We start from the raw sequence: 21,730 nt of genomic DNA, 5'->3' as shown, positions 1-21,730 counted from the left end.
TACCCGCACCTGTGTCTTTGGCCTACCGAAAGCCCGCCATGAACCCCCTCCTGAAGAAAACGGCAGCGGCGCTGCTTGCGCTGGCTGCCCCGTTTGCATCCACTCCATCACATGCCCAACAGGCCGTGCCTGGGGGCACCAGGCGCGCCGCGCCAGTAGCCAGCCCAGAGCGGCCAACCTGGGCCACTGCGCCCACCCAGTCCATCTCTGCGGGCGGGGTGGACTTTGCCTACCGCGAACTGGGCAAGCACCACGGCGGGACGCCGCTGATTCTGCTGGGCCATCTGGCGGCGGTGCTGGACAACTGGGACCCCCGCGTGGTGGACGGGTTTGCCGCCCAGCGCCACGTGATCGCGTTCGACAACCGAGGCGTGGGTGCATCCAGCGGCTCGCCATCCAACTCCATGGAGCAGATGGCCGATGACGCGATCACTTTCATCAAGGCCAAGGGCTACCAGCAGGTGGATCTGTTCGGCTTCTCGATGGGCGGAATGATTGCCCAAGAGATCGCCTTGAAGGAGCCCGATCTGGTTCGCAAAATGATCCTCGCTGGCACCGGCCCGGCTGGGGGCGAGGGCATCAGCTCCGTTGCAGGGGTGGCCAATCTGGACCTCTTGCGAGGCCTTTTCACGGGCCAGGACCCCAAGCAGTTCCTGTTCTTCACCCGCACGCCCGGCGGCATCGAAGCCGGCAAGGCTTTCCTGAAACGGCTCTCGGAGCGCACGGACAACCGTGACAAGGACATCAGCGTGAGCGCCTACGTGGCCCAGTTGCAGGCCCTGAGCGCCTGGGGCAAGAAGGCGCCCGCCGATCTCTCACGTATCCGGCAACCAGTGCTCGTCGTCAACGGTGACAACGACCGGATGGTCCCGACGATCAACACGCACGACCTGGCACGGCGGCTACCCAACAGCCAACTGATCATCTATCCCGACGCGGGCCATGGCGGGGTTTTCCAGTTCCACGCCGACTTCGTGTCCAGCTCGCTGGCGTTCCTTGCCCGATAGATCAGATAGAGGCTTCGCAGGTCAAACACTCCACTGAATTGGACAACCATCAATGACAAATCCATCTCCAAAAAAAGTCGCCCTGGTTACCGGGGCCTCCTCCGGCATCGGGGCCGTCTACGCGGACCGCCTCGCTGCGCGCGGATACGACCTGATCCTTGTCGCCCGGCGCGCCGACCGCCTGGAAGCCCTGTGCACCCAGATCACAAAGGCGCATGGCGTCAAAGCCGAACCCATCGTGGCCGATCTGACCCAAGAGCAGGATGTAGCGCGCATCGAGACAATTGTGGCCACCCAGGAGGACTTGCAAGTCCTGGTGAACAACGCCGGTGTTGCGCGCCTGGCACCGGCTGCCCAGACGTCCGCGAATGAAGCGCTGGCCCAGATCAACCTCAACATCACAGCCCTGATGCGCCTGACGCAAGCTGCGCTGCCAGCTTTCGTGGCACGGAAGCAGGGTCTGATCATCAACATCGCGTCCGCCCTTGCCGTCCACTCGCTGCCTATCAGCGCCATTTACAGCGGCACCAAGGCCTTCGTACTGCAATACAGCAGAGGCCTTCAGCAAGAACTGGCCGACACCGGGGTCAAGGTGCAACTGGTCCTGCCAGCATCGACATCCACCGAACTCTGGGATCTGTCGGGCGTTCCGCTGGCGACCCTCAACAAGGACACCCTGATGACGACCGAGCACATGGTCGCTGCAGCGCTCGCGGGTCTGGACCAGGGCGAAACGATCACCTGGCCATCCGTCGCCGATGCAAGCCTGTGGGAGAAGTACGAGGCCGCTCGATCCGCACTGTTTGCGGGCACTCAAGCAGGAAAGCCAGCCCCTCACTACCAGATCGCTTGACGCCTGCGAACGAACCGCCGGCAGCCCTTCCCCTTCCCTCTTTAGATTTTCCAAGGACAGCCCATGCTTTTCGAAGCCTTCTCCCTGCGCGCCACACCGCTGAGCAATCGCACGGTGATGTCGCCGCTCACGCGCAGCCGTGCGAGCGACAGCAACACGGCCAATAGCCTCATGGCCACCTACTACGCCCAGCGTGCAAGCGCTGGCCTCATCATCACGGAAGGCACCTCCCCGTCGCCCAACGGCTTGGGCTATGCCCGCATACCGGGGCTGTTTAATGACGCCCAGGTGCAAGGCTGGAAGCTGGTGACCGATGCGGTTCATGCCAAGGGCGGCAAGATCGTCGTGCAGCTGATGCACACCGGCCGGGTGAGCCACCAGGCCAACCTGCCAGCGGGTGCCGAGGTGCTTGGGCCTTCGCCCGAAACCTGCCCTGGCGAAATGTGGACCGATACGCAAGGCAGCCAGCCGCACACGCCGCCGCGCGCCATGACAGAGGCTGACATTCAAAACGTGATCGGCGAGTACGCCACGGCCGCGCGCCTTGCCATCCAGGCTGGATTCGATGGCATCGAATTGCACGCAGCCAACGGCTACCTGCTGGAGCAATTCCTGAACGCCAATGTCAATCGCCGCCCCGATGGGTACGGCGGCAACGCCGATGGGCGCAACCGAATCGTGCTGGAGGTCGCACGCGCGGCGGTGAACGAGATCGGCGCCGAGCGCGTCGGCATCCGCCTGTCGCCTTACGGTGTGGTCAATAGCACGGGAGCATTCGAGGGCGTGGACGCACAGTACCTGGCCTTGGTCCAGCAGCTCTCCGTCCTCGGCCTCATGTACGTTCACGTTCTGGACCATTCGGCCATGGGCGCCCCGCCAGTTTCAGCGAAGCTGAAAGCCGATCTGAAGGCGGCATTCGATGGCCCCTTCATCCTCGCCGGTGGGTTCAACAAAGCCAGCGCACAACAGGCGCTGAGCGAAGGCCGTGCGGACCTGATCGCCATGGGCAGACCGTTCATCGCCAACCCGGACCTGGTCGAGCGCATGCGCCAAGACGCACCGTTGAACGCGCCCGACCCCGCCACGTTCTACACGCCCGGTGCCAAGGGCTACACGGACTATCCCACGCTCGGGGGCTGAGCATTCAACGCTCCCCGGTTGCGCTCGCAGGCCTTGGGCTCCTGGGCGATGTCACATGACAAGGAGAATACTTTGAGCACCTACACAACCCGCCACATCGGCCAGCGCGCGCTGGTGACCGGCGCATCCAGTGGCATTGGCGCGGCCATTGCGCGTGAACTCGCGGCGCTCGGCGTTGATCTTGTGCTGACCGCGCGGCGCCGCGATGCACTTGAAGCGGTCGCTGCGACCTGCAAGGGCGTGAAGGTCGAGATCATCACCGCAGACCTCGGCAAGGCAGAGGCCGCGCGCGCGCTGTGGGATGCGGCCACTGCAGACGGACCGATCGACATCCTGATCAACAACGCCGGGTTCGGCTACTTCCGCCGTTTCGACGAGGTCGATTGGACCCGCGACGCCGAGCTCATTCAGCTCAACATGACCTCGCTCGTCCAACTCGCGCGGTGCTTCATCGACGCGCACAAGGCAAGCACCGCGCCCGCACACATGCTGAACATCGCATCAACCGGCGCCTACCAGTCGGTACCGAACATGGCGCTGTACGCCGCGTCGAAGGCATTTGTCCGCAACTTCAGCGAGGCCCTCCACGATGAGCACAGCGGTACGCCGCTGTCGGTGACCTGCATTTGCCCTGGCGGCACCGAAACCGCCTTCCACGCCGCGTCCGGCGGGGGTGACTACTCGTGGATTGCCAACGCGTCAACAAAAAGCGCGGAGTTCGTGGCGCACGCTGCCATCCGCGCGATGTTGCGCGGCAAGCGCACGGTGGTCCCAGGCCTGTTCAACAAGCTCTCAACCTTCGGTGTGCGCTTTTTGACCCGGCGGTTCGCGTCGCGGGTGGCAACCCATGTGCTGGGGACGCCTCGTTTGGCGTTGCCGACACGCGTGGCGACTTGAGATCGCAGACAACACCCATCTACCGAAGGATCCCGATATGAGTGACACCCACCTTACCGCCCCCACCCGCTTTGTGGAGGTGGCTGGCGACCAGTTCGCCTATCGCCGCTGGGGCAACACCGCGACAGACAAGCCACCCCTCTTCCTGCTCCAGCACTTTCGTGGTGGCATGGACCACTGGGATCCGCTCATGACGGACGGGCTTGCGGCAGGCCGCGAAGTGATTCTGTACAACGGCCGAGGTGTTGCGTCCTCATCGGGCCAGCCCCGCACGCGCATTGAACACATGGCCGACGACGCTGCGGCCGTGGTACGGGCGCTGGGGCTTCAAAAGGTCGATGTGCTGGGGTTTTCGCTCGGCGGCTTTCAGGCCCAGGATTTGACGCGGCGCCATCCGGACCTGGTCCGCAAGCTCATGCTGCTGGGCACCGGGCCCAGAGGGGGCAATCCGGACTCGGACCCGGGCGTTCTGGAACGTGCCCCGCGACCGGTGCCTACCATCGATGACTTCCTGTTTCTCTTCTTTGGTCGTTCAGAAACCGCGCGCCAGGCTGGGCGAGATTTTTGGAAGCGCCGCCACGAGCGGGTGGACCAAGACCCGCCGAGTTCGCCGCAAGTGATCCAGGCACAGATCGAGGCCAACATGTACTACCTGGCAAAGCTTGACCCTCAAGCCCCCTTTTCGCACCTGCGGGAGATCACGCAGCCGACATTCATCCTCAACGGGGCGAATGACGTGATGATTCCGACCATCAACTCCTGGCACATGAGCCAGCACATTCCCAATGCCCAACTGTTCATCTACCCTGATGCGGGCCATGCAGCGCAGTTTCAGTATCCAGAGCGCTTCATGCAACATGCGCGGCAGTTTCTGGATGAGTAACTGAGAACGGAGCAAAGCACCATGAAGTTCAAGTTATTGCTGTGGATATTGGCAAAGCTGCTGCAGCGGGCCATCCACAAAGATGCGCAATGCGCCCGCTATGTCAAAAACAGGACCTTGGAGTTCCAGATCCAGACATCGGACGGGGCTGGCCGCCACTTCCACATTGGCAACGGCAAGGTGCGCTCTGCCGCCGGGCTGACGACAAGCCCACAGTTCACCCTGATATTCAAAGATGCGGCCAAGGGATTTGCCGTTCTGTCTGCAAAGGAGAGCAAAGACGCATTTCTGAATGCACTGCGTTCAGAGGAACTTGTCATCTGTGGTGACTTTGTTGAGGTGCTGTGGTTCCAGGGCCTGACAGACTTCCTGCAGCCGCAAAAGTGAGGGTGGCATAGGCCGCCTGAGTGGCTAAAGGCGTAAACGACTGAACATCCTCCGGCCGAGTAGCGACAGCGCAAAACTGGCGTGCAGGTCGTTCTCTCCAATTCACGTCACCACCCACCGTGTCACCGCCAAAATCACCACTGGCATCGTGACCAGCGCCAGCGCCGTAGACACCGCCACACTCGCCGTCACCTCATCCTCGGCCACCGCATAGCGTTGCGCAAACAGGAACACATTGGCTCCCACCGGCAGCGATGCTGCCACGATCATCACCGCCAGCGGCATGCCCGACAGGCCCAGTGCCCAGCCCAGGGTGGCCAGCACGATGGGGTGCACCACACACTTGACCAGCGCAATGCGCAGGGCGGCCTTGAAGTGGTGGCCGACCTTGGTAAACGCCAGCGTCACCCCCACCAGCAGCAGCGCAATCGGCCCCAGCGCCTGGCCCAGCAGCAGCAGGGGTTTGTCAACCACCTGCGGCACCACCAGCCCGGTCTGCGCAAACAGCAGGCCCGCAATGATGGGCAGCGGCACTGGGTGCACGATGCCGTTGCGCACGGCCTGCAGCACGGTGCGCCACATGGGTTGCTGCGCGGAGCCCTCCCGGCCTGCATGCTCGCGCGCGGCGGCCAGTTCAAACACCACGGTGGCGGCGGTCAGCAGGATGAGCGAGTGCACCGAGATCAGCGTGAACAGCGTGACCAGCCCCGCATCGCCAAACACCAGGCCCACCAGCGGCACGCCGATCATCAGCGTGTTGCTGAAGGTGTTGGCCAGCGCCCGCGCCGCGCCCAGGCTGGTAAAGCCCAGCACCGCCAGCGTGGCCGTGTACACCACGCCAAACGCCACAAAGTAGATACCCACGGGGCCGAAGTTGAGGTCTTCGATGTGCACCGTGCTCATGGTGCGAAACAGCAGCGCGGGCGTGAGCACCATGAACACGAGGTTGGCCAGGTCTTTCACCGCTGCGGCCCGAATCCAGCCGCGCCGCCCCACGTAAAAGCCGATGGCGATGAACAGGATGACGGGGATCAGCGAGGTGAAAACGGGGGAGTTCAAGGTGAAAAACCGGTGGCCGTGCGGTGGTGGAGGCCCGTATTGTGGCCCGGGTCACCACGCTGGCATCCGCTGGTCACTATTGTTTTTGTAGCTGCTTGCGCTTATCCATCAAGCGCCAGGGCCCATTTTTGCTTGAATATTTCATGCCCGGCAGTCGGTGTGCCGGTGCGTGGTGGATTGTCCGTGCCATAGGGCATCTCACCCCGCCACCACCGACACCCCGTGGTCTGCCAGCGTCAGGCTCACCGGTGCGCCCACATCCAGAGGCAGCTCCACCTGGGGCGAAACCACAAAGATCTCGCCCAGCGCGCTCGCAAAGGTGTATTCCATGACGCTGCCCAGGTAGGTGCGTTTGGTCAGCCGGGCGGCCAGCCCGCCGGAGGTTGCGGGGCCGATGACCCAGGCTTCGGGCCGCACGGCGATCTTGACCGGGCCGGGGGCGAGGGATGCTGGCGATGGCACGCGCAAAGGGCCGAGCCGGGCATGGCTGCCAGCCGCCGGGCTTTCCCCATCCGCCGGATTGAGCGCATGGATGTGCCCCTCGAACAGCATTGCCTCGCCCATGAAGCCCGCCACAAACTCGGACGCGGGCTGCTCATACAGCGTGCTGGGCGCGCCGCACTGGGCGATGGTGCCTTTGTCCATCACCACAATCTGGTCGCTGACCGCCAAGGCTTCGCTCTGGTCGTGGGTCACATAGACCACCGTCAAGCGCAGGCGCTGCTGCAGGGCGCGGATCTCTTCGCGCATGGCGCGCCGCAAGCGGGCGTCCAGGTTGGACAGCGGCTCGTCAAACAGCAGCACGGCGGGCTCCAGCGCCAGCGCCCGGGCCAGGGCCACGCGCTGTTGCTGCCCCCCCGAAAGTTCATGGGGCCTGCGCAGGTCCAGGCCCTGCAGGCCCACGGTGTCGAGCATGGCGCGGGCCTTGTCGCGCACCTGCGGCGGGCGCAGGTGCAGCCCGTGCAGGCCGTAGCACACGTTGTCGATCACGTTCAGGTGCGGGAACAGTGCATAGCTCTGGAACACCAGGCTCACATTGCGCTGCGCCGGGCCAAGGGTTGTCACGTCCCGCCCGTCGATGAAGATGCGGCCTGCAGTGGGCGATTCGAGCCCGGCAATCATCCGTAGCGTGGTCGTCTTGCCGCAGCCCGATGGCCCCAGGATGGTGGTGAGCGTGCCCCGGGGCACCACAAAGCTGATGTGGTCCACCACCAGTGGGGCGTCGGCAGACGGGCCGTAGCGCTTGCAAACGCTGTGGAACTCAATGCCGTGGGGGGCTGCGGTGTTCGTCATGGTCCGTAGGTTCTGGTTATTGCCATCTCAGTCGCCCGTAGCACTGCCAGGCCCCTGAACCAAGAGACCGGCGCGCCCTGCGCAAGAGCAGCCGAGCAAGGGCCGCCCCGCAGCGAGGGCTGCGTCCCCCCAGGGGGAAGGCGCCGCAGGCGACACAGGGGGTTTCCTATTCATGCCAGGCAACAACGGCATCGACACCGATGACCTGCCCTGCGTCCATGCGGTTGAACAGCATGACCTGGGCGCCCATCGCCTCGGCAATCTGCCGGCAGATCGACAACCCCAGCCCCACCCCGCCCTGCCCTGCCGAAAACGGCTGGAACAACCGTTGTCGCACGGCGTCGTCAATGCCAGGGCCTTCGTCCCACACCAGCAGTTCGCGCCGCCCGGTGCTGTTGCGCAGCAGCACCCCCAGCCGCCCATGCACGGGCGTGTGGTGGATGGCATTGGCCAGCAGGTTGCGCATGAGCTCGCCCAGCAGCGCCGCGTCGCCGGGGGCCCACAGCGTATCGGGGCCTTCCAGCGCAAAGTCCAGCCGCTTGGCGGCGATCAGTGGCGCCAGCTCCATCACGGCCTCGCGGGCCATGGCGTTCAAATCCACGCTGGGCAGCTCGCCCATGCGCTGGAGCTGCTCCACCTTGCTCAGGCTCAGCAGCTGGTTGGCCAGGCCCGAGGCGCGGTCTACCGTGTGCAGCATCTGCTGCAGCGCATCGGCCACCAGCACATCGCCCGCAATGGCCGACTGCAGCTGCGTGCGCAGCACCGCCATGGGGGTGCGCAGCTGGTGCGTGGCGTCGGCCAGAAAACGCCGCTGCTCCTCGATCCATCGGCTCTGGCTTTGCTGCAGCTCACCAAAATGCTGCACGGCAGGCGCCAGCTCTGACGGGCCTTCGTAGCCCTGGCCGGTGCCGCCTGCACCCGGCTGGGTTGGCGGAGTGAGCGACACATCCGCGTGCAGCAGCCAGCCCGACGCGATGCGCGCCAGCACCATCGCCACCGCCGTCATGGCCAGGGCCAGCAGAACCACTGGGCGCAAACCCGCGCCTTCATCCATCAGGCGGGCCACACTGGGCAGGCGCTCGCTGAACGGCCGCGCCACCTGGCGCACCACCGGCGGGGCGGCGCCCTGCCCGCCCCCAGCCACCGCCGGCTGGTGCAGCGTGGCGGCAACGCGCACCAGTTGGTCGCCCACCTGCGCCAGGTAAAAGTGCACGCTGCCCTGCCCTTGCACGGGCTCAGAGGGTGGTACACGCGGCAGGTCGGCGCTGCCCGCCAGGCGCTCGCCGTCCAGGCTGCTTTCGCGGAACCAGACCGCAGGGGCTTGCTCCATGGCGGATGCACCGGCCTGCGGCTGCAACACCGTCGGCCAGGTTGTCAGCGCCCTGTGCAGCACGGCATCCTGCGCGGCTGCGTTGTGCCGTACCTGCTGCACCACCTGCACCGTGGCAACCAGGGCCACCAGCGCCCACAGCGGCACGAGCAGGCCCACCAGAAGCAGCCGCTGTAGCGATCCTCCGCGCGGGCGCCAGGGCCTGCGCTGCCACCACGGCGTGTTCACCGGAGCGCCCCGCCCTTCTCGGCCTTGTCGACCTTGTCGCCTTTTTGGGCGGCCATGCTGTCGGCATCGCACAGCAGGTAGCCCACGCCGCGCAGGGTCACGATCTCGGCATTGGTGCCCACCAGCTTCTTGCGCAGGCGGTGCACCACCACCTCCACCGCATCGGCCTGCACCTGCTCATCGGTGTTGGCAAACACCTGGGTGCGCAGCTCTTCCTTGCTCACCACGCGGTCGATGCGCGACATCAAGAGGCGCAGCAGCTCCGCCTCACGCTGCGACAGCTCCAGCGGCAGTGCCTCGTTGTAGAACGCGCCACTGGCCGGGTCGCGGTGGAGCGCACCACAGCGCAACTGCCCGTCGCGTCCTACACGGCGTGTCAGGGCCCGCAGGCGCGCCACCAGCTCGTCCAGGTCAAACGGCTTGGCCAGGTAGTCGTCCGCCCCAGCCTCCAGCCCTGCCACGCGGTCGGTGACGGCCGCCCGGGCCGTGAGCGCCAGCACGGGCGTGGTGCTGCCGCCATCGCGCAGGCGTCGCAGCACCTCCAGCCCGTCCAGGCCCGGCAAAGACAGGTCCAGCGTGATCACATCAAAGGCCGTGCGCCGCGCCGCCGCCAGGGCCTCTTTGCCGTCGGCGCAGCACAGCACCTCAAAACCGCGCGCCACGAGGCTGCGGCTCAGGGCACCGGCCAGATCAAAATCGTCCTCGACCAACAGCAGTTTCATGCCCCGATCATGCCGCCTGCGCTGAGCCCGGCCACTGTGGTTATACCCAAGGACCTTGAAAGCAAGACGAAAGCGTCTGCCATGAAGGATGTGCCGCATCGGCCTCACGGGCGCGCACATCTTCCGGGCTAGTCACAGGGTGGCCGCCATACAGGGTGCAACACGGCCTCGGGCGGCGCTGAAAAATAGCGGGTCCAATGCTTGATCTCCTTCAGGCGCAGGGTTTCGCGCAGCGCATCCCCCGCACTGCGTACGTTCCGGATACATTGCGTCGGGTCGTTTTCAAATAGGTGAAGCTCCGAGGTGATCCGTACGGCATCTCGCAACAGCGCCGCAGCCGCGCCCTTGCGATAGGGTTTGTGAACCATGCGAAGGTCGCTGACCACGCAGCGACGGCCAGCACGCAGGCTCAGCACCAAGTCTGCGTAGTGCCTGGAATCCTTGAAGTGGGCCGAATCACCCACCGCCTTGTTCTGAAAATCGTCGTAAAGCGTCCATCCCAGTGACTGCAGGCGCTCGGCCGCATGGGTCTTGCCCGCCCCGGGGAGCCCGCCCACCAGCACAAGGTGGGTTGCATCGCCGGGGCTGATCCCGCCCTGGCTGACGGCATGTTTCTGAAAAACCTTCATCTGCACGCTGCTCCGGTAGGAAAAAAGCCCGCCCGCATCGACCGCAGAGAGATCGGGACCGGAACCCATGCCACCAATCGAAAGATTGATAGAAGACGCTGCACCAGGTTTTGCTGGTGCCAGCCAGTGGGGGCATTGTTGCCATTTGCTACATAGATGGTAGCTGCTGGAGGCGCCCGGGGATGTCTGATGGGCCGGGTGATCAGCGCCGCCAGGCAAGGCAGCACTTTTAAAACTTTTAAGAATATTGAAACAAAACCAAATTCCATTTGAGATATAATTAAGCAGTTGCAGTCACGGCTCTTGACGCGTGCAGTCACCGCAACGCCTGCTCAGGGTGGTAATCCGCCCAAGGCAAGCCGCCTTTTGCAACCTTTGTGGTTGCCCATTGGGTCTGTAGAGCTGCAGCCCACTGCGTCCCTTGATGCTCACGCAGGTCGATTTCCACGCCTGCGATCCTGATTGATCCAGATTTCACAGACCGCCATTTCCATGGGCAAGTACGTCGTTTCGCCCACGACACATCCGACCGACTGCGGCCGCTTCCGCGCCTCCTTCTCGGTCCATCGTTCACAGGGCAACGGCAGCTACTGCCGCGTGTTCCGTTTTGACAAAGCCTTTGCCTCGCGCGAAGCCGCCCGGCTCTTTGCAGTCACCCAGGGCTGGCTGCAAACGTGCATGCCGCACCCCCCAACGTGCTGATGACCTGATCTGCGACCTGCAGATCCCATCCACCCATCCCAGTTGCTGCGGACACTCGATCCGCACAGCTGCATCCCAACGGTACGCCCTTCGTTGCGCACCACATTTCAGAAAGGCTCAACCATGAGCAGCAAAATCTACGTGGGCAACCTGCCCTACTCCGTGACCGATTCCACCCTGGAAAGCAACTTTTCCGAATTCGGCCGGGTCTCCTCCGCCAAGGTCATGATGGACCGCGAAACCGGCCGCTCCAAGGGCTTCGGCTTTGTGGAAATGGCCTCCGCCGAAGTCGCCCAGGCCGCCATCAGCGCCCTGCACGGCATGTCCGTTGACGGCCGCTCGATCGTCGTGAACCTGGCCCGCCCCCGTGAAGAGGGTGGCGGCGCCGGTGGCTACAAGGCCGGCGGCTACAGTGCGAGCACACGCTCGGACGTTGGCTACGGCACGGGTGGCTTCGGCGGCGGTCGTTACTGATCCAGGCAACCCTCTGTGAAAAACCGGTTCTGAGGAGCCGGTTTTTTTTCGCCTCGCATCCATAGGATACGCAGGGTTTCAGTTGCTATCAATACAGTAGCTGCTTGCGCTTGATGGCTAAGCGCACAAGTCCGAAAACATGTTCGATTGCCAGCATCCAATGGAGGCATCAGGCATCAGGCATCAGGCAGCAATCACCCCCTGGTCCCAGGCACAAGCGCACTGGAAGCACCCCAGCGAAACCACCGAAAACCAGAAGGGGATGAGGAAGGCAAGCCATGCGACAGCCTCGCAGGCAATTGCCCCTGGCACGCCTTACTGAAACACGCAAACGCCCAATGACTGACTTTTGGCCCGGTACATGGCGGTGTCTGCAGCGCGCAGGTAGTCGTCGACCGTCGCCAGCCTGGATGCGCTGCTGGCCAATCCGATGCTCGCACCACTGATCACGGTGTGCCTGCCAATGACGTAAGGTAACTCCAGGGCGGCGGCAATCTGCTCCGCGCGTTGGCGGGCTTCAGCGGGATCGATGGACTCCAACAGCACATTGAACTCGTCGCCACCCATGCGGGCGACCAGATCCACCGCCCGAACGCAGGATTCGAGCCGCCGCGCCACCTGTTGCAAGAGCTGGTCGCCCACATGGTGCCCGTAGCTGTCATTGACGGCCTTGAACCCGTTGAGATCCAGCAGCAGCACGGCGAACATCGTGGCTCCATCGCGTATCGGAACGCCACCTCCGTTCACCACCTCGTTCTGGTGCAGCGCGATGAGATGCGCGAGGCGGTCACGGAACAACGGTCGGCCGGGCAAGTTGGTCAGCGCATCGTAGGAACTGCCACGCTCGGCCAGATCGCTCAACGACCCCGCCATGCGCACGGGAACACCCTCTTCGAACTCGGCGAGCCCGCGCCAATTGACCCACACCAGCCGCCCTGCTCCGTGGAACGCGCGGAAGTCCACCGAAAAGTTCGGGCTGTTTCCCGATAGGTGCCTGCGGTAAGCCTCCTGCACGCGCTCGCGATCCTCGGTATCGATGAGCTGCTCCAAAAAGCGCCAGCCTCCGTCATGCACAAGATCGGCGCTACCCAGTCCGACGATCTGGAGAAAACGCCCGGACACATGCAGCGCGTCCGTTCGCAAGTCCCAGTACCAGATACCGTCATTGGATCCGCGCGTCGCAAGCGAATAGCGGTTTTCGGAGCGCAACAAATCGAGTTCGGTGTTCTTCTGCTGGGTCACGTCAATCATCAGGCCGATCATGCGGTTCGGCCGCCCCGGCTCGACCACAGCACGGCACAGATCGCGCACCCACACGACCTTGCCGGACTTGGCAATCAGCCGATAGTTCATCTCGTAGGCATGGCTGTGCGTGGCGTTGTAAGCGGCATCGTCGATGCGCAGGGCCTCCTCCAGATCGTCGGGGTGCACATGCGCCCGCCAAAAACCCGGGTCAGCCCGCCACTCCTCGACAGAGTAGCCGAACAAGCGTTCGACTTGCGGGCTCAGGAAGGTATTGCCCACGCCGATTTCAGCCTCCCACACCACGCCATCAATGGTTTCCAGCAAGCGCAGAAAGCGCTGGCGAATTTCCACCAGCACCTGCTCGGTGACCTCGGTGATCTCGATCAGGACACCCTGGCGGCTGATCACCCGGTCCGCCACATCCGTCGCCGGGTGGAACTGCAGACGCACCCAGCGATAGTCCGCGTCGGCAAAGCGCAAGCGGAACACCGGCATGCCCGAGCGCATGGTGCCGATGTCGTCGGGATGCACGAACTCCAGCAAAGACCTGCCGAGCGCCGCCGCCACCGAATGGCCGGTGAGCTTGTGCCACGCCGGGTTCAGATAGGTGATCTCCCACAGCGCATCGGTTTGCACCACCGCCTCAGGAAGCAGTTGCAACAGGTTTGCGGACGGCGTGGGAGTGGTGGGCATGCAGGGCTATTGCAAATGGGTCAGATTCATGCACGGCCGCGCCGAACAAGTCCTTCGCGCGTCGCGCAACCCTGCGTTGGGCGGCCTGCTGCGGAGCCAATCCCATTTCCGAATCGGGTGCGCGCCATCACCGGGACTGAGGCAGCGTCGCCTTGACGGATCGAAAAATCAACCACGTCAAAGCGAGTATGGCATGCATCCAAGTCACCTTTGGACTCGGTGGTTTGGGTGGTTTGGGGCCGGCAGATGTGCGAGCTAGCAACGCCGTCCTCCGCCGCTGGCTCGCTCACATCACGACGGCTTCACCCGTCAGAACGCCACCTTCACCCCCACCGTCAGATTGCGGCCCATCAACGGCGCGGCATTCTTGATGAACGAGGTGTGCGCATACGCCAGGCGGTCCGTCAGGTTGTTCGCCTTCAGGTACACCTGCCACGGTGTGCCGGTGCTGAACTGGCCGTTGTAGCTGACGCCCAGGTTCAGCATGCCGTAGCCGGGAGTGGCGCTTTCAAACTCGGCCACGCGGTTCTGGCGGGCCACCTGGACCCATTCGACCTGGGCTTCCCAGGCTTGCCAGTTGGCGTCCAGGCGGATGCCCGCGCGGGTGGCGGGGATGCGCGGCAGGCGGCCGCCGCCTGCGTCGAGCGTGGCGCGAACGGTGTCGCCGAACAGCGTGATGCCCAGGTTGCGGTTCAGACGCTGGCGCACCTGGCCTTCGATGCCGGTGAAGGTGGCGTCGGCCTGGCTGTATTGCAGCAGTTGCAGGCCATCGACTTCATCGAGCGTGCGGCCGTAGATGTAGTTGTTGATGCGGTTGCGGAAGATGCTCACACCAAAGGTGGTGTCGCCGCTGGTCTTCTTCAGGCTCACGTCGATGTTCTGCGAGATCTCGGACTTCAGGTCGGCGTTGCCACGCTCATACGTGCTGGTGGCCATGTGCAGGCCCTTGGCATACAGCTCTTCGGCCGACGGGGCGCGGCTGGCGCGGGTGAACGAGGTGCCCACCTGGTAGCCGGGCGTGAACTTCCACACCGCGCCCAGCGATGCCGAGGTGCCGTTGTGGCTGCGTTCGATGCCGCTGGTTTGCGCTTCGGCCGTCTGGCGGTCGTGGCGCAGGGCGGCTTCGAAGCGCCAGTCGCCCAGGCGGTATTCCTCCAGCGCGAAGAAGCCCAGCTTGCGGGTGATGGTGGGCTCCACGTAGGCCTCTTCGCCGTCGGCGCTGAACTTGCGCTGCGAGGTCTGCAGGCCGATCAGGCCCTTGAAGCCTGCAATGGGCTCGTGCTGCAGCTCGATGCGGGTGTCGTAGGCCTTGTTCTTGAAGGTGGTGCTGATGGCGCCGTCTTCGACTTCGTCGTGCACGTAATCCGTCACGCCCGCGCGCAGGCGCAAGGCCGAGACGCCGGCGAAGGGGTTGCGCAGCTCGCCGCGGATGTCGAAGCGTTCGCTGCGCAGGTCCACCACAGGCACGTCGCCATGTTCTTCGGCGCCGTGGTCGTGGCCGTCTTCCTCCTCTTCGTGGGCGCCGCAGTGTAGGTGGTCGCCGTGCGTGTGGCAGCCTTCAAAGCTGTGGTTGTGGCCCGGCAGGCCGTATTTGGCGGTCTGGCGGGTGTAGGCGGCGCCCAGGTAGCCGCGCTCGCCCACCCACGACAGGCCCACGCTGCCGGTGTCGGTGCGGTTGAAGCTGCCCAGCACCTTGCGGGTGGGTTCGCCCTCGGGCGCCCAGCCCTTGCCCACGCGGTAGTCGCCCGCATCGCGCGCCACGCCTTCCACATGCACGGCCAGGTTGCCAGCGCCGCCGGTCAGCGAGAAGGCTCCTGCTTTTTCACCCGCGCCGGAGTTGGCGCGCAGCTCGGCGCTGCCCTCGTAGCCCTTTTGCGGGATGGCGGTGGGGATCTTGCCGTCGAGCACATTGACCACGCCGCCCACGGCGCCGTTGCCGTAGACCAGGGCCGAGGGGCCGCGCAGCACTTCGATCTGCGTGGCCAGCAGTGGCTCGGACACCACGGCGTGGTCGGGGCTGATGGTGGAGGCGTCGTGCAGCTCGGCGCCGTCGCTCAGCACCTTGACGCGCGGGCCGTCCATGCCCCGGATGATGGGGCGGCTGGCACCGGCGCCGAAGTGGCTGCTGGTGATGCCGGGCTCACTGTTCAGCGTTTCGCCCAGGGTGGCCTCGCGGCGGCGCACGAGTTCATCGCCTTCCAGCACGGTGACCGGCGTGGTCATCTCATTGGCGCCCAGTTGCAGGCCGCTGGCCGAGACGGTGACGGCGGGCAGGCTGGCGGGGGCCGCAGCGCTGTTATCGGCAGGTGCTGCCACCGGCGCGGCTTGCGCGTGCGCCACGCCGGTGCCCGTCAGCGCCAGCATGGCGGCCAGGGCCACGGGGTGGAGGGTGGGACGGGCGCGAAGAACAGCAACGGGGCGGCGAGATTGGGATGTGGTGTGGGTCATGGTGCGGTGTGGCAACGGGTGCTTGAGCGTTTGCGGGTACGCATGCGCAGGGGCGTGGGGCATGACCGGTGATGGCGGGGCCGGCACGCAGATACATGGCTTCCACGCCCTGGGCATGAAAATTTGACTAAAAATGGCCGCCAGCGCTTGTCTATCAAGCGCGATCAGCTATGAAATCAGGAGTAAATGGGCAAAGCGCGATAGCGCAGCCCTGCAAGGCCGGGCAAGGTGTTGGCGGCCCGGCCCGCGATGCGGTGGGCGCGTATGCGATTTGCTGCGGTCAGGCCGTGGGCGGGCCACGCGCCTGGAACAGCGCAACGTGCGGGGCCGTAGAGCGCCCGGCATGTTGTACCGGCGATGCCTGCGCGGGCACCAGGGTGGGCAGCGCCGAGGGGGCGCTGTGCAGTGCATCGCCCAACGCAAGCTGGTCGAGCAAAAGGCAGTCCACGGCCGCGTGGGGGACCAGGAGCAGTGATAGCAGCCCGTGGGTGTGGTCTGCCTCGGTGGACGGGGCCGCGTCCTCATCCGCTGCCAGCGAAGCGGCTGCGAGCCTGTGGTGTGCGTCGGCTTGTTGCGCAGCTTGCACCGCGTGGCCCGCGTGCATCTGCCCCAGAGCCTCTCCATGCTCCACCTGGTGCAGGCGCCCCAGCGTGGGCACCACCACCAGGGCCAGCAGCAGCCACGCCAGGGCGGCCTGCGCGGGCAACTGCTGGCGCAGGCGGCGCCACAGCGCGGCCAGTGGGGTTGGAAACAACGGGGTCACAAGAGGGACAAGGAAGGCAGCGGGATCGGGGAAAAGGCGGCGGAATTACTTGACGGGCACCGCGTCCACCACGCGGTAGTACAGGCCATATTGGTCGTTGGGGAGCACGGTGAACTTGCCCTCCACCACCACCGGTTCCAGCGAATAGCGCACGGGAGTCTTGGCCTTGACCTCGACCATGCTCTCCGGCCCGCCCGGCGTGCAGAACGAGCAGGTCATTGGCACGGAGGTAAGTAGAAAGTGGGTCTGCGTGGGCTTGGCATCCAGCGGCACCATGAAGCCCTGGATGCGCTGCGTGGTCTTGTCCATGCCCTTTTGCGCGTCGTTGAACACGGGCAGGATGCCGTCCTTGGTGGTCTTTTTGGTCAGGTCGGTCAGCACGGACCACGGCACCACGTCATTGCGCTGGGGCAGCGGCGCAATGGGGCTGTTGGGGCTGTGGTAGCCCGCCCCGCTGCCCGACGCAACGCCCGATGGCATGGCGGTGCCCGCGCCCGCAGGCAAAGGGGACGAGAGCGCGGGTGCGGTGGTGGGCGCGGCACCGGGCGTTTTTCCGGTCGCGCGTTCAAACTCCCCCGGCGCTGGTTTGCCCGTGGGCGCAGCGGTCGGCGACTGTGCGAGTACGGCCCCAGTCCAGGCCAGCACCACCATCGCACAGGCGCGCCGGGCAGTGCGGGTGCGGCTGGCTCCGGCATCGGGTTGTGCAGCGGGATGACGGTGAGCGGGGTGGATTGCCATGGCGGGAAACCTGATCTGTAGCGTTTTCAGAAATGGTAGCGGGCCTGGAGGCCCATCGCCTCAGTGCGCGTGCTTCATGCCGCAGTATTTGCCAATAGCCAGACCCTTGCAGGCGGCCTGGAGTTCCTTCTGGCAGGTTTCCTCGCCCTTGCCGGATTCGAGGCACTTGGCGGCGGCCTCGTGGGCGGCGGCCATGGCGCGGTGGCGGGCTATGTCTTCTTTGGTCTCTTTGTCGTTGTGGGCCTGGGCGTGCGCCAGGGCGCCGACGAGCAGCATGGGGGCCAGGGCGAGTGCGGTGAGGAGCTTTTTCATGGAAGGCCTTTCAGATTGGTTGGGGGACGGTTTTTAGAGGACAGAACTCGATGGCTGCATCAGGGCTGGCTCAACAGGTCGGCCACGTCCGTGCGGTACGCCTGCATGGCGGGCAGCAGCGCCGCCAGCGCCGCCACACCGGCGGCCATCAGCGGCACACCCGCTTCGGCGGGCAGCCAGATGAGGCCGGTGACAGGCAGCAGCCCCTGCGCCTGCAGTGCCCAGCCCAGGCCATGGGCCAGGCCGTGGCCCAGCAGCAGGCCCAGAACAGACGCCATCGCGGCCAGCCACAGGGCCTCCCACAGCACCAGCCCCGCCACGCGGCCCGGGGGCGCGCCCAGCATGCGCAGCATGGCCAGGTCGGCGCGGCGCTCGCGCACGGCGTTCCACAGCGCGATGAACACGCTCAGTGCGGCCACCGCCAGCAGCACGCCGCCAAAAGCGCGCAGCACATCGGCCCCCTCGCCCAGCAGGCGCAGCAGGCGGGTGACTTCGATAGCGGGCGCGGCCGCCTGCATGGCGGTGTCGGCGTTGATCTGGCGCGGCAGTGTGACGGCGGCCATGGGCGTGCGGTAGCGCACCAGGGCCACGGTCACTTCGCGCTCTTCCTTCATGATCTCCAGGTCTTCGGCATCGTTGGCCGTGGCCGTTTCGTGCACCATCCAAACGGATTCGGTGCTGGTCAGAATCAGCCGGTCGAGCACGCAGCCGCAGGGCGCCAGCACGCCGCTCACGCGGTAGGGGTGATCGCCGTGTGCATGCCCTCCTCCCCCCAGCCCATGGCTGCCCACGAATGTGGCGCCCACCAACGGTGCACCACCATGGTCGGCTTTGACGATGCTGCGGGCGACCGTGGCGCCCAGCACCGCGTCCATGGGCTGCTGCCACAGCGCGCCCTTGGCAAACTGGACTTCATAGTGCAGCAGATAGTCGGGCGTGGTGCCCACGATGCGAAAGCCCTGGTAGCTGTCGCCCAGGCTCAGCGGTATGACCTGCGCCACCAGCGGGTTCTTCTGCAGCGCCTGCACTTCTTGCAGGGGGATGTTGCCCGTGGGTACGTCGATGTGGAACACGCCCGCCAGGATGAGCTGCAGCGGGCTGCCCTTGGCGCCCACTACCAGGTCGATGCCGCTCAGATCACGCTCAAACGCCTTGTCGAGCTGCGTGGCCACCAGCAGCACCAGGGTGATGGCGGCCAGGCCGAGCGTCAGCACCAGCAGGTTCAGCACCGCGGCCAGCGGGCGGGACCACAGGTAGCGCCATGACAGGCGCGCCAGTTTGAAGACTCCTGAATTCATAGCTGCTCGCGCTTATCCATCAAGCGCTGGGCGCCGATTTCATTCAAATCCAGCGTTTGCACACCGGCCAGGGCTTGCACCACGCGCTGGTCGTGCGTGGCAATCACCAGGCTGGCATCACAGGCGGCGGCGCTGTGCTGCAGCAGCGCCAGCGCGTCGGCGGCGGCCTCGTCGTCCAGGCTGGCCGTGGGCTCGTCGGCCAGCAGCACCTGCGGCGCCAGCAGCACGGCCCGCGCCAGCGCCACGCGCTGCGCCTGCCCGCCCGAAAGCTGGTGCGGCTTGCGGCCGGCCAGCTCGGCCACGCCGACCTGCGCCAGCGCACGCGTGATGGCGGCATCGTCGCGTGGCAGCCCGGCCGCAAAGTAGACCAGCGCCAGGTTGTCGGCCACCGTGAGCGCGCTGCTGAGGTAGAGCTTTTGCGGCAAAAAGCCAATGCTGCGCGCGCGCCAGGCATCAATCTCGGCCCCGCGCTGCGTGCCCAGCTGCGTGCCCGCCACAAACAGGTCGCCCCCGCTGGCTCCGCGCAGCCCGGCCATCAGCGCCAGCCAGGTGGACTTGCCCGAGCCCGAGCGCCCGCGCAGCAACAAGGTGCCGCCCTGGCGCAGGTCCACATCGGGGAAGCGCAGCGGCGCGGCGCCGCCCGTGGCATAGGTGTAGGAAAGGCCTCGGGTGCGGATCATGCGGCAGCGCCCTCGGCCGGGTGGGCGCAGTCTGCACATCGCCCGTGGACCGCGATGTCCACCGCCAGGCTCTCATGCCCGGCAGTGGCCAGCGCCTGCAGCACCTGCTTGAGGGCGGTCTGCACCTTGGCCGATCCCTGCGAGAGGCGGAACTGGCGGTGGCAGTCGTCGCATTCGAATCTGGGGGCTGTGCCCTCTTCGCCTTGGGGTGCCAGTGCATACCGGGTCACGCGGGCAGCGTCCACCTGCTTGTGCAGCAGGCCAGCAGCGGCAAAGCGGTCGAGCATGCGGTAAACGGTGACTTTGTTGACGGGAGCGCCAGCGGTGGCGAGGGCGGCTTCTACTTCGGGTTCGGAGAGCGCCGCGTCAGGCCGCGCCTCGTACAGCACCGCCAGCGCCCGTGTGGCGCGGGTGGCGCGCATGCCCGGGGGGAGCGACCAAAGGCGGTGTGGGGATGAAGAAGATGGGGTGGAGGGCATGGCGAGATGCGGCGGCAGGTGATGTCTGTAACGCAATCAGTTTGCATTATGCCTTCGTGCTGGCCCTCCCCCAACTGAAACCCCTGAATGAAATGGCAGAGGACTGACGGCTGCAGCGACATGGTTGGCGATGGAGCCGTTCAACACAGAGAAGCGCCTCAGGTTGGATGGACCTTTTGGCTGAGTCTTTCAGGCGTGCCTCCATGGCATGCCCGTGATGCATATCAATTTTCAGGCTCAAGCCCTGACCATAATTCCTAATTTCCCCAATCGTTCACTTCATTCGACATATTGAGTTGAATACCGTCGGGATAAGGTCCAACCAAAATGCAAGCACTGCTATTACCACTTCATCTCACGTTTGTCGGTCTTTGGCTCGGTTGTGTTCTTACCGAGGCCCTTTTTGAACGCGCGTTGTTGGGTCAAGGTCGTGACAAGGAACTCATTCTTTCGGCACTTCACAAGCGCGTGGATATTTTCATTGAAATACCCGCCTTCACCATGGTTCTGGCTACAGGTGCAATGCTGCTGGCTACCGCCCCAAAAACCCCGATCCTCTACGCCAAGCTTGGTTTTGCCTTGATAGCCATTGCCGCCAATACCTATTGCGTATATCTGGTCTTCAAGCGCCATCGACTGGCCGTGCAAGGTCATTGGCAAGCGTTTGACGCCGTAGATCATCTGCAACACAAGATGGGAGCCATTGTCTTGGCGGGACTAATATTCGCGCTGGGGCTGGGGCTTTATTTGCTCCACCCGACTGCCAATGGATAGATTGACTAGTTAATCTATCCATTGGCTTGGACCCGTGTTGGCGTTGCTGCCGAGAAGACCGCTCGGCGGTCTCTCAACCCTTCAAATACCGCGCAAACGTCTTGCGAAACTTCTCCACCTTCGGCCCCACCACAAACGCGCAATACCCCGCGTTCGGGTTGTTCGCAAAGTATTCCTGGTGATAGGCCTCGGCCGTGCTGTAGTTCTGCAGCGGCTTCACCTCGGTGGTGATCGGCGCACCAAACAGCTTGTCTTGCGACATCTGGCGAATCATGTCGTTGGCAATATCACCGTGCGCAGGGTCTTCGTAATAGATGCCGCTGCGGTACTGGGTGCCCACGTCGTTGCCCTGGCGGTTGAGGGTGGTCGGGTCGTGGGTATGGAAGAAGATTTCCAGGATCTCCTCCAGGCTGATCTCATCGGCATCAAAGGTCAGGCGCACCACCTCGGCGTGGCCGGTGTCGCCCCGGCAGATTTGTTCGTAGCTGGGGTTCAGCGTGTGGCCGTTGGTGTAGCCGCTTTCCACGTCGGTGACTCCGCGCACGCGCTCGAACACGGCTTCGGTGCACCAGAAGCAGCCGCCGCCCAGGGTGATGGTTTGCAAAGTCATGGTGGTCCTCGGGTTCAAACTTGACCATTATGAATTGACGCCCTATCCCGTGCTTGCTACATTACTAACCGGTCAGTCATTAACGA

23 protein-coding genes are annotated in these 21,730 nt (G+C 64.8%); 9 read left to right on the top strand and 14 right to left on the bottom strand.

Annotated features, from left to right (window positions below; genetic code table 11):
* The first annotated feature begins 38 nt into the window (after positions 1 to 38).
* From C8C94_RS06740 to C8C94_RS06715, 6 genes are all read left to right on the top strand, one after another.
* On the top strand, positions 39 to 1,007 hold the full coding sequence (locus C8C94_RS06740) for an alpha/beta fold hydrolase (protein ID WP_199731211.1): 969 nt from the start codon (positions 39 to 41) through the stop codon (positions 1,005 to 1,007).
* Between the two features lie 52 nt (positions 1,008 to 1,059).
* The gene (locus C8C94_RS06735) at positions 1,060 to 1,860 is read left to right on the top strand and encodes an SDR family oxidoreductase (protein ID WP_121420174.1); all 801 of its coding nucleotides are present in this window, start codon (positions 1,060 to 1,062) and stop codon (positions 1,858 to 1,860) included.
* A gap of 63 nt (positions 1,861 to 1,923) precedes the next feature.
* Positions 1,924 to 3,000 carry an alkene reductase gene (locus tag C8C94_RS06730; RefSeq protein WP_121420173.1) on the top strand — a complete coding sequence of 359 codons (1,077 nt, stop codon included), beginning with the start codon at positions 1,924 to 1,926 and terminating at the stop codon, positions 2,998 to 3,000.
* Positions 3,001 to 3,072: 72 nt separating this feature from the next.
* Positions 3,073 to 3,897, top strand: coding sequence for an SDR family oxidoreductase (locus tag C8C94_RS06725; RefSeq protein WP_233573422.1), 825 nt, complete (start codon positions 3,073 to 3,075; stop codon positions 3,895 to 3,897).
* Positions 3,898 to 3,934: 37 nt separating this feature from the next.
* A complete protein-coding gene (locus C8C94_RS06720; protein WP_121420172.1) occupies positions 3,935 to 4,780 on the top strand; it encodes an alpha/beta fold hydrolase in 846 nt (281 codons plus the stop codon).
* 21 nt (positions 4,781 to 4,801) lie between these two features.
* Complete coding sequence (locus C8C94_RS06715) at positions 4,802 to 5,167, top strand: helicase (RefSeq protein WP_121420171.1); 366 nt, start codon at positions 4,802 to 4,804, stop codon at positions 5,165 to 5,167.
* Between the two features lie 102 nt (positions 5,168 to 5,269).
* On the opposite strand, the gene C8C94_RS06710 is transcribed toward C8C94_RS06715, so the two are convergent.
* The 5 genes from C8C94_RS06710 to C8C94_RS06690 all read right to left on the bottom strand — a co-directional run bounded on the left by C8C94_RS06710 (position 5,270) and on the right by C8C94_RS06690 (position 10,497).
* On the bottom strand, positions 5,270 to 6,226 hold the full coding sequence (locus C8C94_RS06710) for an AEC family transporter (RefSeq protein WP_121420170.1): 957 nt from the start codon (positions 6,224 to 6,226) through the stop codon (positions 5,270 to 5,272).
* 198 nt (positions 6,227 to 6,424) lie between these two features.
* Positions 6,425 to 7,519, bottom strand: a complete 1,095-nt coding sequence (locus tag C8C94_RS06705) for an ABC transporter ATP-binding protein (RefSeq protein WP_121420169.1) — start codon at positions 7,517 to 7,519, stop codon at positions 6,425 to 6,427.
* 166 nt (positions 7,520 to 7,685) lie between these two features.
* The gene (locus C8C94_RS06700) at positions 7,686 to 9,077 is read right to left on the bottom strand and encodes a HAMP domain-containing sensor histidine kinase (RefSeq protein WP_121420168.1); all 1,392 of its coding nucleotides are present in this window, start codon (positions 9,075 to 9,077) and stop codon (positions 7,686 to 7,688) included.
* Positions 9,074 to 9,799 (bottom strand): response regulator transcription factor, encoded by a 726-nt coding sequence (locus C8C94_RS06695; protein WP_055401899.1) that lies wholly within the window; start codon positions 9,797 to 9,799, stop codon positions 9,074 to 9,076. The genes C8C94_RS06700 and C8C94_RS06695 overlap by 4 nt, the downstream gene beginning before the upstream one ends.
* 128 nt (positions 9,800 to 9,927) lie before the next feature.
* Entirely contained in the window at positions 9,928 to 10,497 is a 570-nt protein-coding gene (locus C8C94_RS06690) for an ATP-binding protein (RefSeq protein WP_147433244.1), read from the bottom strand.
* Positions 10,498 to 10,920: 423 nt separating this feature from the next.
* On the opposite strand from C8C94_RS06690, the gene C8C94_RS06685 reads away from it, so the two are divergent.
* Positions 10,921 to 11,130, top strand: a complete 210-nt coding sequence (locus tag C8C94_RS06685; protein WP_055401919.1) for a hypothetical protein — start codon at positions 10,921 to 10,923, stop codon at positions 11,128 to 11,130.
* A gap of 123 nt (positions 11,131 to 11,253) precedes the next feature.
* Positions 11,254 to 11,604, top strand: coding sequence for an RNA-binding protein (locus C8C94_RS06680; protein WP_055401895.1), 351 nt, complete (start codon positions 11,254 to 11,256; stop codon positions 11,602 to 11,604).
* A 315-nt stretch (positions 11,605 to 11,919) separates the two neighbouring features.
* On the opposite strand, the gene C8C94_RS06675 is transcribed toward C8C94_RS06680, so the two are convergent.
* The 8 genes from C8C94_RS06675 to C8C94_RS06640 all read right to left on the bottom strand — a co-directional run bounded on the left by C8C94_RS06675 (position 11,920) and on the right by C8C94_RS06640 (position 20,203).
* Positions 11,920 to 13,542, bottom strand: coding sequence for a sensor domain-containing diguanylate cyclase (locus C8C94_RS06675; RefSeq protein WP_121420166.1), 1,623 nt, complete (start codon positions 13,540 to 13,542; stop codon positions 11,920 to 11,922).
* A 309-nt stretch (positions 13,543 to 13,851) separates the two neighbouring features.
* A complete protein-coding gene (locus C8C94_RS06670) occupies positions 13,852 to 15,990 on the bottom strand; it encodes a TonB-dependent receptor domain-containing protein (RefSeq protein WP_121422739.1) in 2,139 nt (712 codons plus the stop codon).
* Positions 15,991 to 16,270: 280 nt separating this feature from the next.
* Positions 16,271 to 16,753: a hypothetical protein gene (locus tag C8C94_RS06665; protein WP_233573421.1), complete on the bottom strand. Its 483-nt coding sequence runs from the start codon at positions 16,751 to 16,753 to the stop codon at positions 16,271 to 16,273.
* A 45-nt stretch (positions 16,754 to 16,798) separates the two neighbouring features.
* Positions 16,799 to 17,404 (bottom strand): DUF3299 domain-containing protein, encoded by a 606-nt coding sequence (locus tag C8C94_RS06660; protein ID WP_121420164.1) that lies wholly within the window; start codon positions 17,402 to 17,404, stop codon positions 16,799 to 16,801.
* A 147-nt stretch (positions 17,405 to 17,551) separates the two neighbouring features.
* Positions 17,552 to 17,803, bottom strand: coding sequence for a hypothetical protein (locus C8C94_RS06655; protein ID WP_121420163.1), 252 nt, complete (start codon positions 17,801 to 17,803; stop codon positions 17,552 to 17,554).
* A 59-nt stretch (positions 17,804 to 17,862) separates the two neighbouring features.
* Positions 17,863 to 19,101, bottom strand: coding sequence for an ABC transporter permease (locus tag C8C94_RS06650; RefSeq protein ID WP_121420162.1), 1,239 nt, complete (start codon positions 19,099 to 19,101; stop codon positions 17,863 to 17,865).
* Positions 19,098 to 19,781 (bottom strand): ABC transporter ATP-binding protein, encoded by a 684-nt coding sequence (locus tag C8C94_RS06645; protein ID WP_121420161.1) that lies wholly within the window; start codon positions 19,779 to 19,781, stop codon positions 19,098 to 19,100. The genes C8C94_RS06650 and C8C94_RS06645 overlap by 4 nt, the downstream gene beginning before the upstream one ends.
* Positions 19,778 to 20,203 carry a Fur family transcriptional regulator gene (locus tag C8C94_RS06640; protein WP_055401883.1) on the bottom strand — a complete coding sequence of 142 codons (426 nt, stop codon included), beginning with the start codon at positions 20,201 to 20,203 and terminating at the stop codon, positions 19,778 to 19,780. The genes C8C94_RS06645 and C8C94_RS06640 overlap by 4 nt, the downstream gene beginning before the upstream one ends.
* Before the next feature lie 384 nt (positions 20,204 to 20,587).
* Here C8C94_RS06640 and C8C94_RS06635 point away from each other — a divergent pair, with 384 nt between their 5' ends.
* Positions 20,588 to 21,034, top strand: a complete 447-nt coding sequence (locus C8C94_RS06635) for a hypothetical protein (RefSeq protein WP_121420160.1) — start codon at positions 20,588 to 20,590, stop codon at positions 21,032 to 21,034.
* Positions 21,035 to 21,107: 73 nt separating this feature from the next.
* Here C8C94_RS06635 and msrA read toward each other — a convergent pair whose 3' ends face one another.
* Entirely contained in the window at positions 21,108 to 21,644 is a 537-nt protein-coding gene (gene msrA / locus C8C94_RS06630; protein WP_121420159.1) for a peptide-methionine (S)-S-oxide reductase MsrA, read from the bottom strand.
* Between the last annotated feature and the right edge of the window lie 86 nt (positions 21,645 to 21,730).

The organism is Acidovorax sp. 94 (genome assembly GCF_003634645.1).
Taxonomy (GTDB): Bacteria; Pseudomonadota; Gammaproteobacteria; order Burkholderiales; family Burkholderiaceae_C; genus Acidovorax; species Acidovorax facilis.
This window is presented reverse-complemented; position numbering and strand designations above follow the sequence as displayed.

Excerpts from the sequence above, each read along its gene's own strand:
- C8C94_RS06655 (WP_121420163.1), bottom strand. The coding sequence starts at position 17,803 with ATGAAAAAGCTCCTCACCGCACTCGCCCTGGCCCCCATGCTGCTCGTC.
- C8C94_RS06695 (WP_055401899.1), bottom strand. The coding sequence starts at position 9,799 with ATGAAACTGCTGTTGGTCGAGGACGATTTTGATCTGGCCGGTGCCCTG.
- C8C94_RS06735 (WP_121420174.1), top strand. The coding sequence starts at position 1,060 with ATGACAAATCCATCTCCAAAAAAAGTCGCCCTGGTTACCGGGGCCTCC.
- C8C94_RS06650 (WP_121420162.1), bottom strand. The coding sequence starts at position 19,101 with ATGAATTCAGGAGTCTTCAAACTGGCGCGCCTGTCATGGCGCTACCTG.
- C8C94_RS06715 (WP_121420171.1), top strand. The coding sequence starts at position 4,802 with ATGAAGTTCAAGTTATTGCTGTGGATATTGGCAAAGCTGCTGCAGCGG.
- C8C94_RS06660 (WP_121420164.1), bottom strand. The coding sequence starts at position 17,404 with ATGGTGGTGCTGGCCTGGACTGGGGCCGTACTCGCACAGTCGCCGACC.
- C8C94_RS06645 (WP_121420161.1), bottom strand. The coding sequence starts at position 19,781 with ATGATCCGCACCCGAGGCCTTTCCTACACCTATGCCACGGGCGGCGCC.
- C8C94_RS06730 (WP_121420173.1), top strand. The coding sequence starts at position 1,924 with ATGCTTTTCGAAGCCTTCTCCCTGCGCGCCACACCGCTGAGCAATCGC.
- C8C94_RS06690 (WP_147433244.1), bottom strand. The coding sequence starts at position 10,497 with ATGGGTTCCGGTCCCGATCTCTCTGCGGTCGATGCGGGCGGGCTTTTT.
- msrA (WP_121420159.1), bottom strand. The coding sequence starts at position 21,644 with ATGACTTTGCAAACCATCACCCTGGGCGGCGGCTGCTTCTGGTGCACC.
- C8C94_RS06740 (WP_199731211.1), top strand. The coding sequence starts at position 39 with ATGAACCCCCTCCTGAAGAAAACGGCAGCGGCGCTGCTTGCGCTGGCT.
- C8C94_RS06685 (WP_055401919.1), top strand. The coding sequence starts at position 10,921 with ATGGGCAAGTACGTCGTTTCGCCCACGACACATCCGACCGACTGCGGC.
- C8C94_RS06635 (WP_121420160.1), top strand. The coding sequence starts at position 20,588 with ATGCAAGCACTGCTATTACCACTTCATCTCACGTTTGTCGGTCTTTGG.
- C8C94_RS06680 (WP_055401895.1), top strand. The coding sequence starts at position 11,254 with ATGAGCAGCAAAATCTACGTGGGCAACCTGCCCTACTCCGTGACCGAT.
- C8C94_RS06720 (WP_121420172.1), top strand. The coding sequence starts at position 3,935 with ATGAGTGACACCCACCTTACCGCCCCCACCCGCTTTGTGGAGGTGGCT.
- C8C94_RS06640 (WP_055401883.1), bottom strand. The coding sequence starts at position 20,203 with ATGCGCGCCACCCGCGCCACACGGGCGCTGGCGGTGCTGTACGAGGCG.
- C8C94_RS06705 (WP_121420169.1), bottom strand. The coding sequence starts at position 7,519 with ATGACGAACACCGCAGCCCCCCACGGCATTGAGTTCCACAGCGTTTGC.
- C8C94_RS06675 (WP_121420166.1), bottom strand. The coding sequence starts at position 13,542 with ATGCCCACCACTCCCACGCCGTCCGCAAACCTGTTGCAACTGCTTCCT.
- C8C94_RS06670 (WP_121422739.1), bottom strand. The coding sequence starts at position 15,990 with ATGACCCACACCACATCCCAATCTCGCCGCCCCGTTGCTGTTCTTCGC.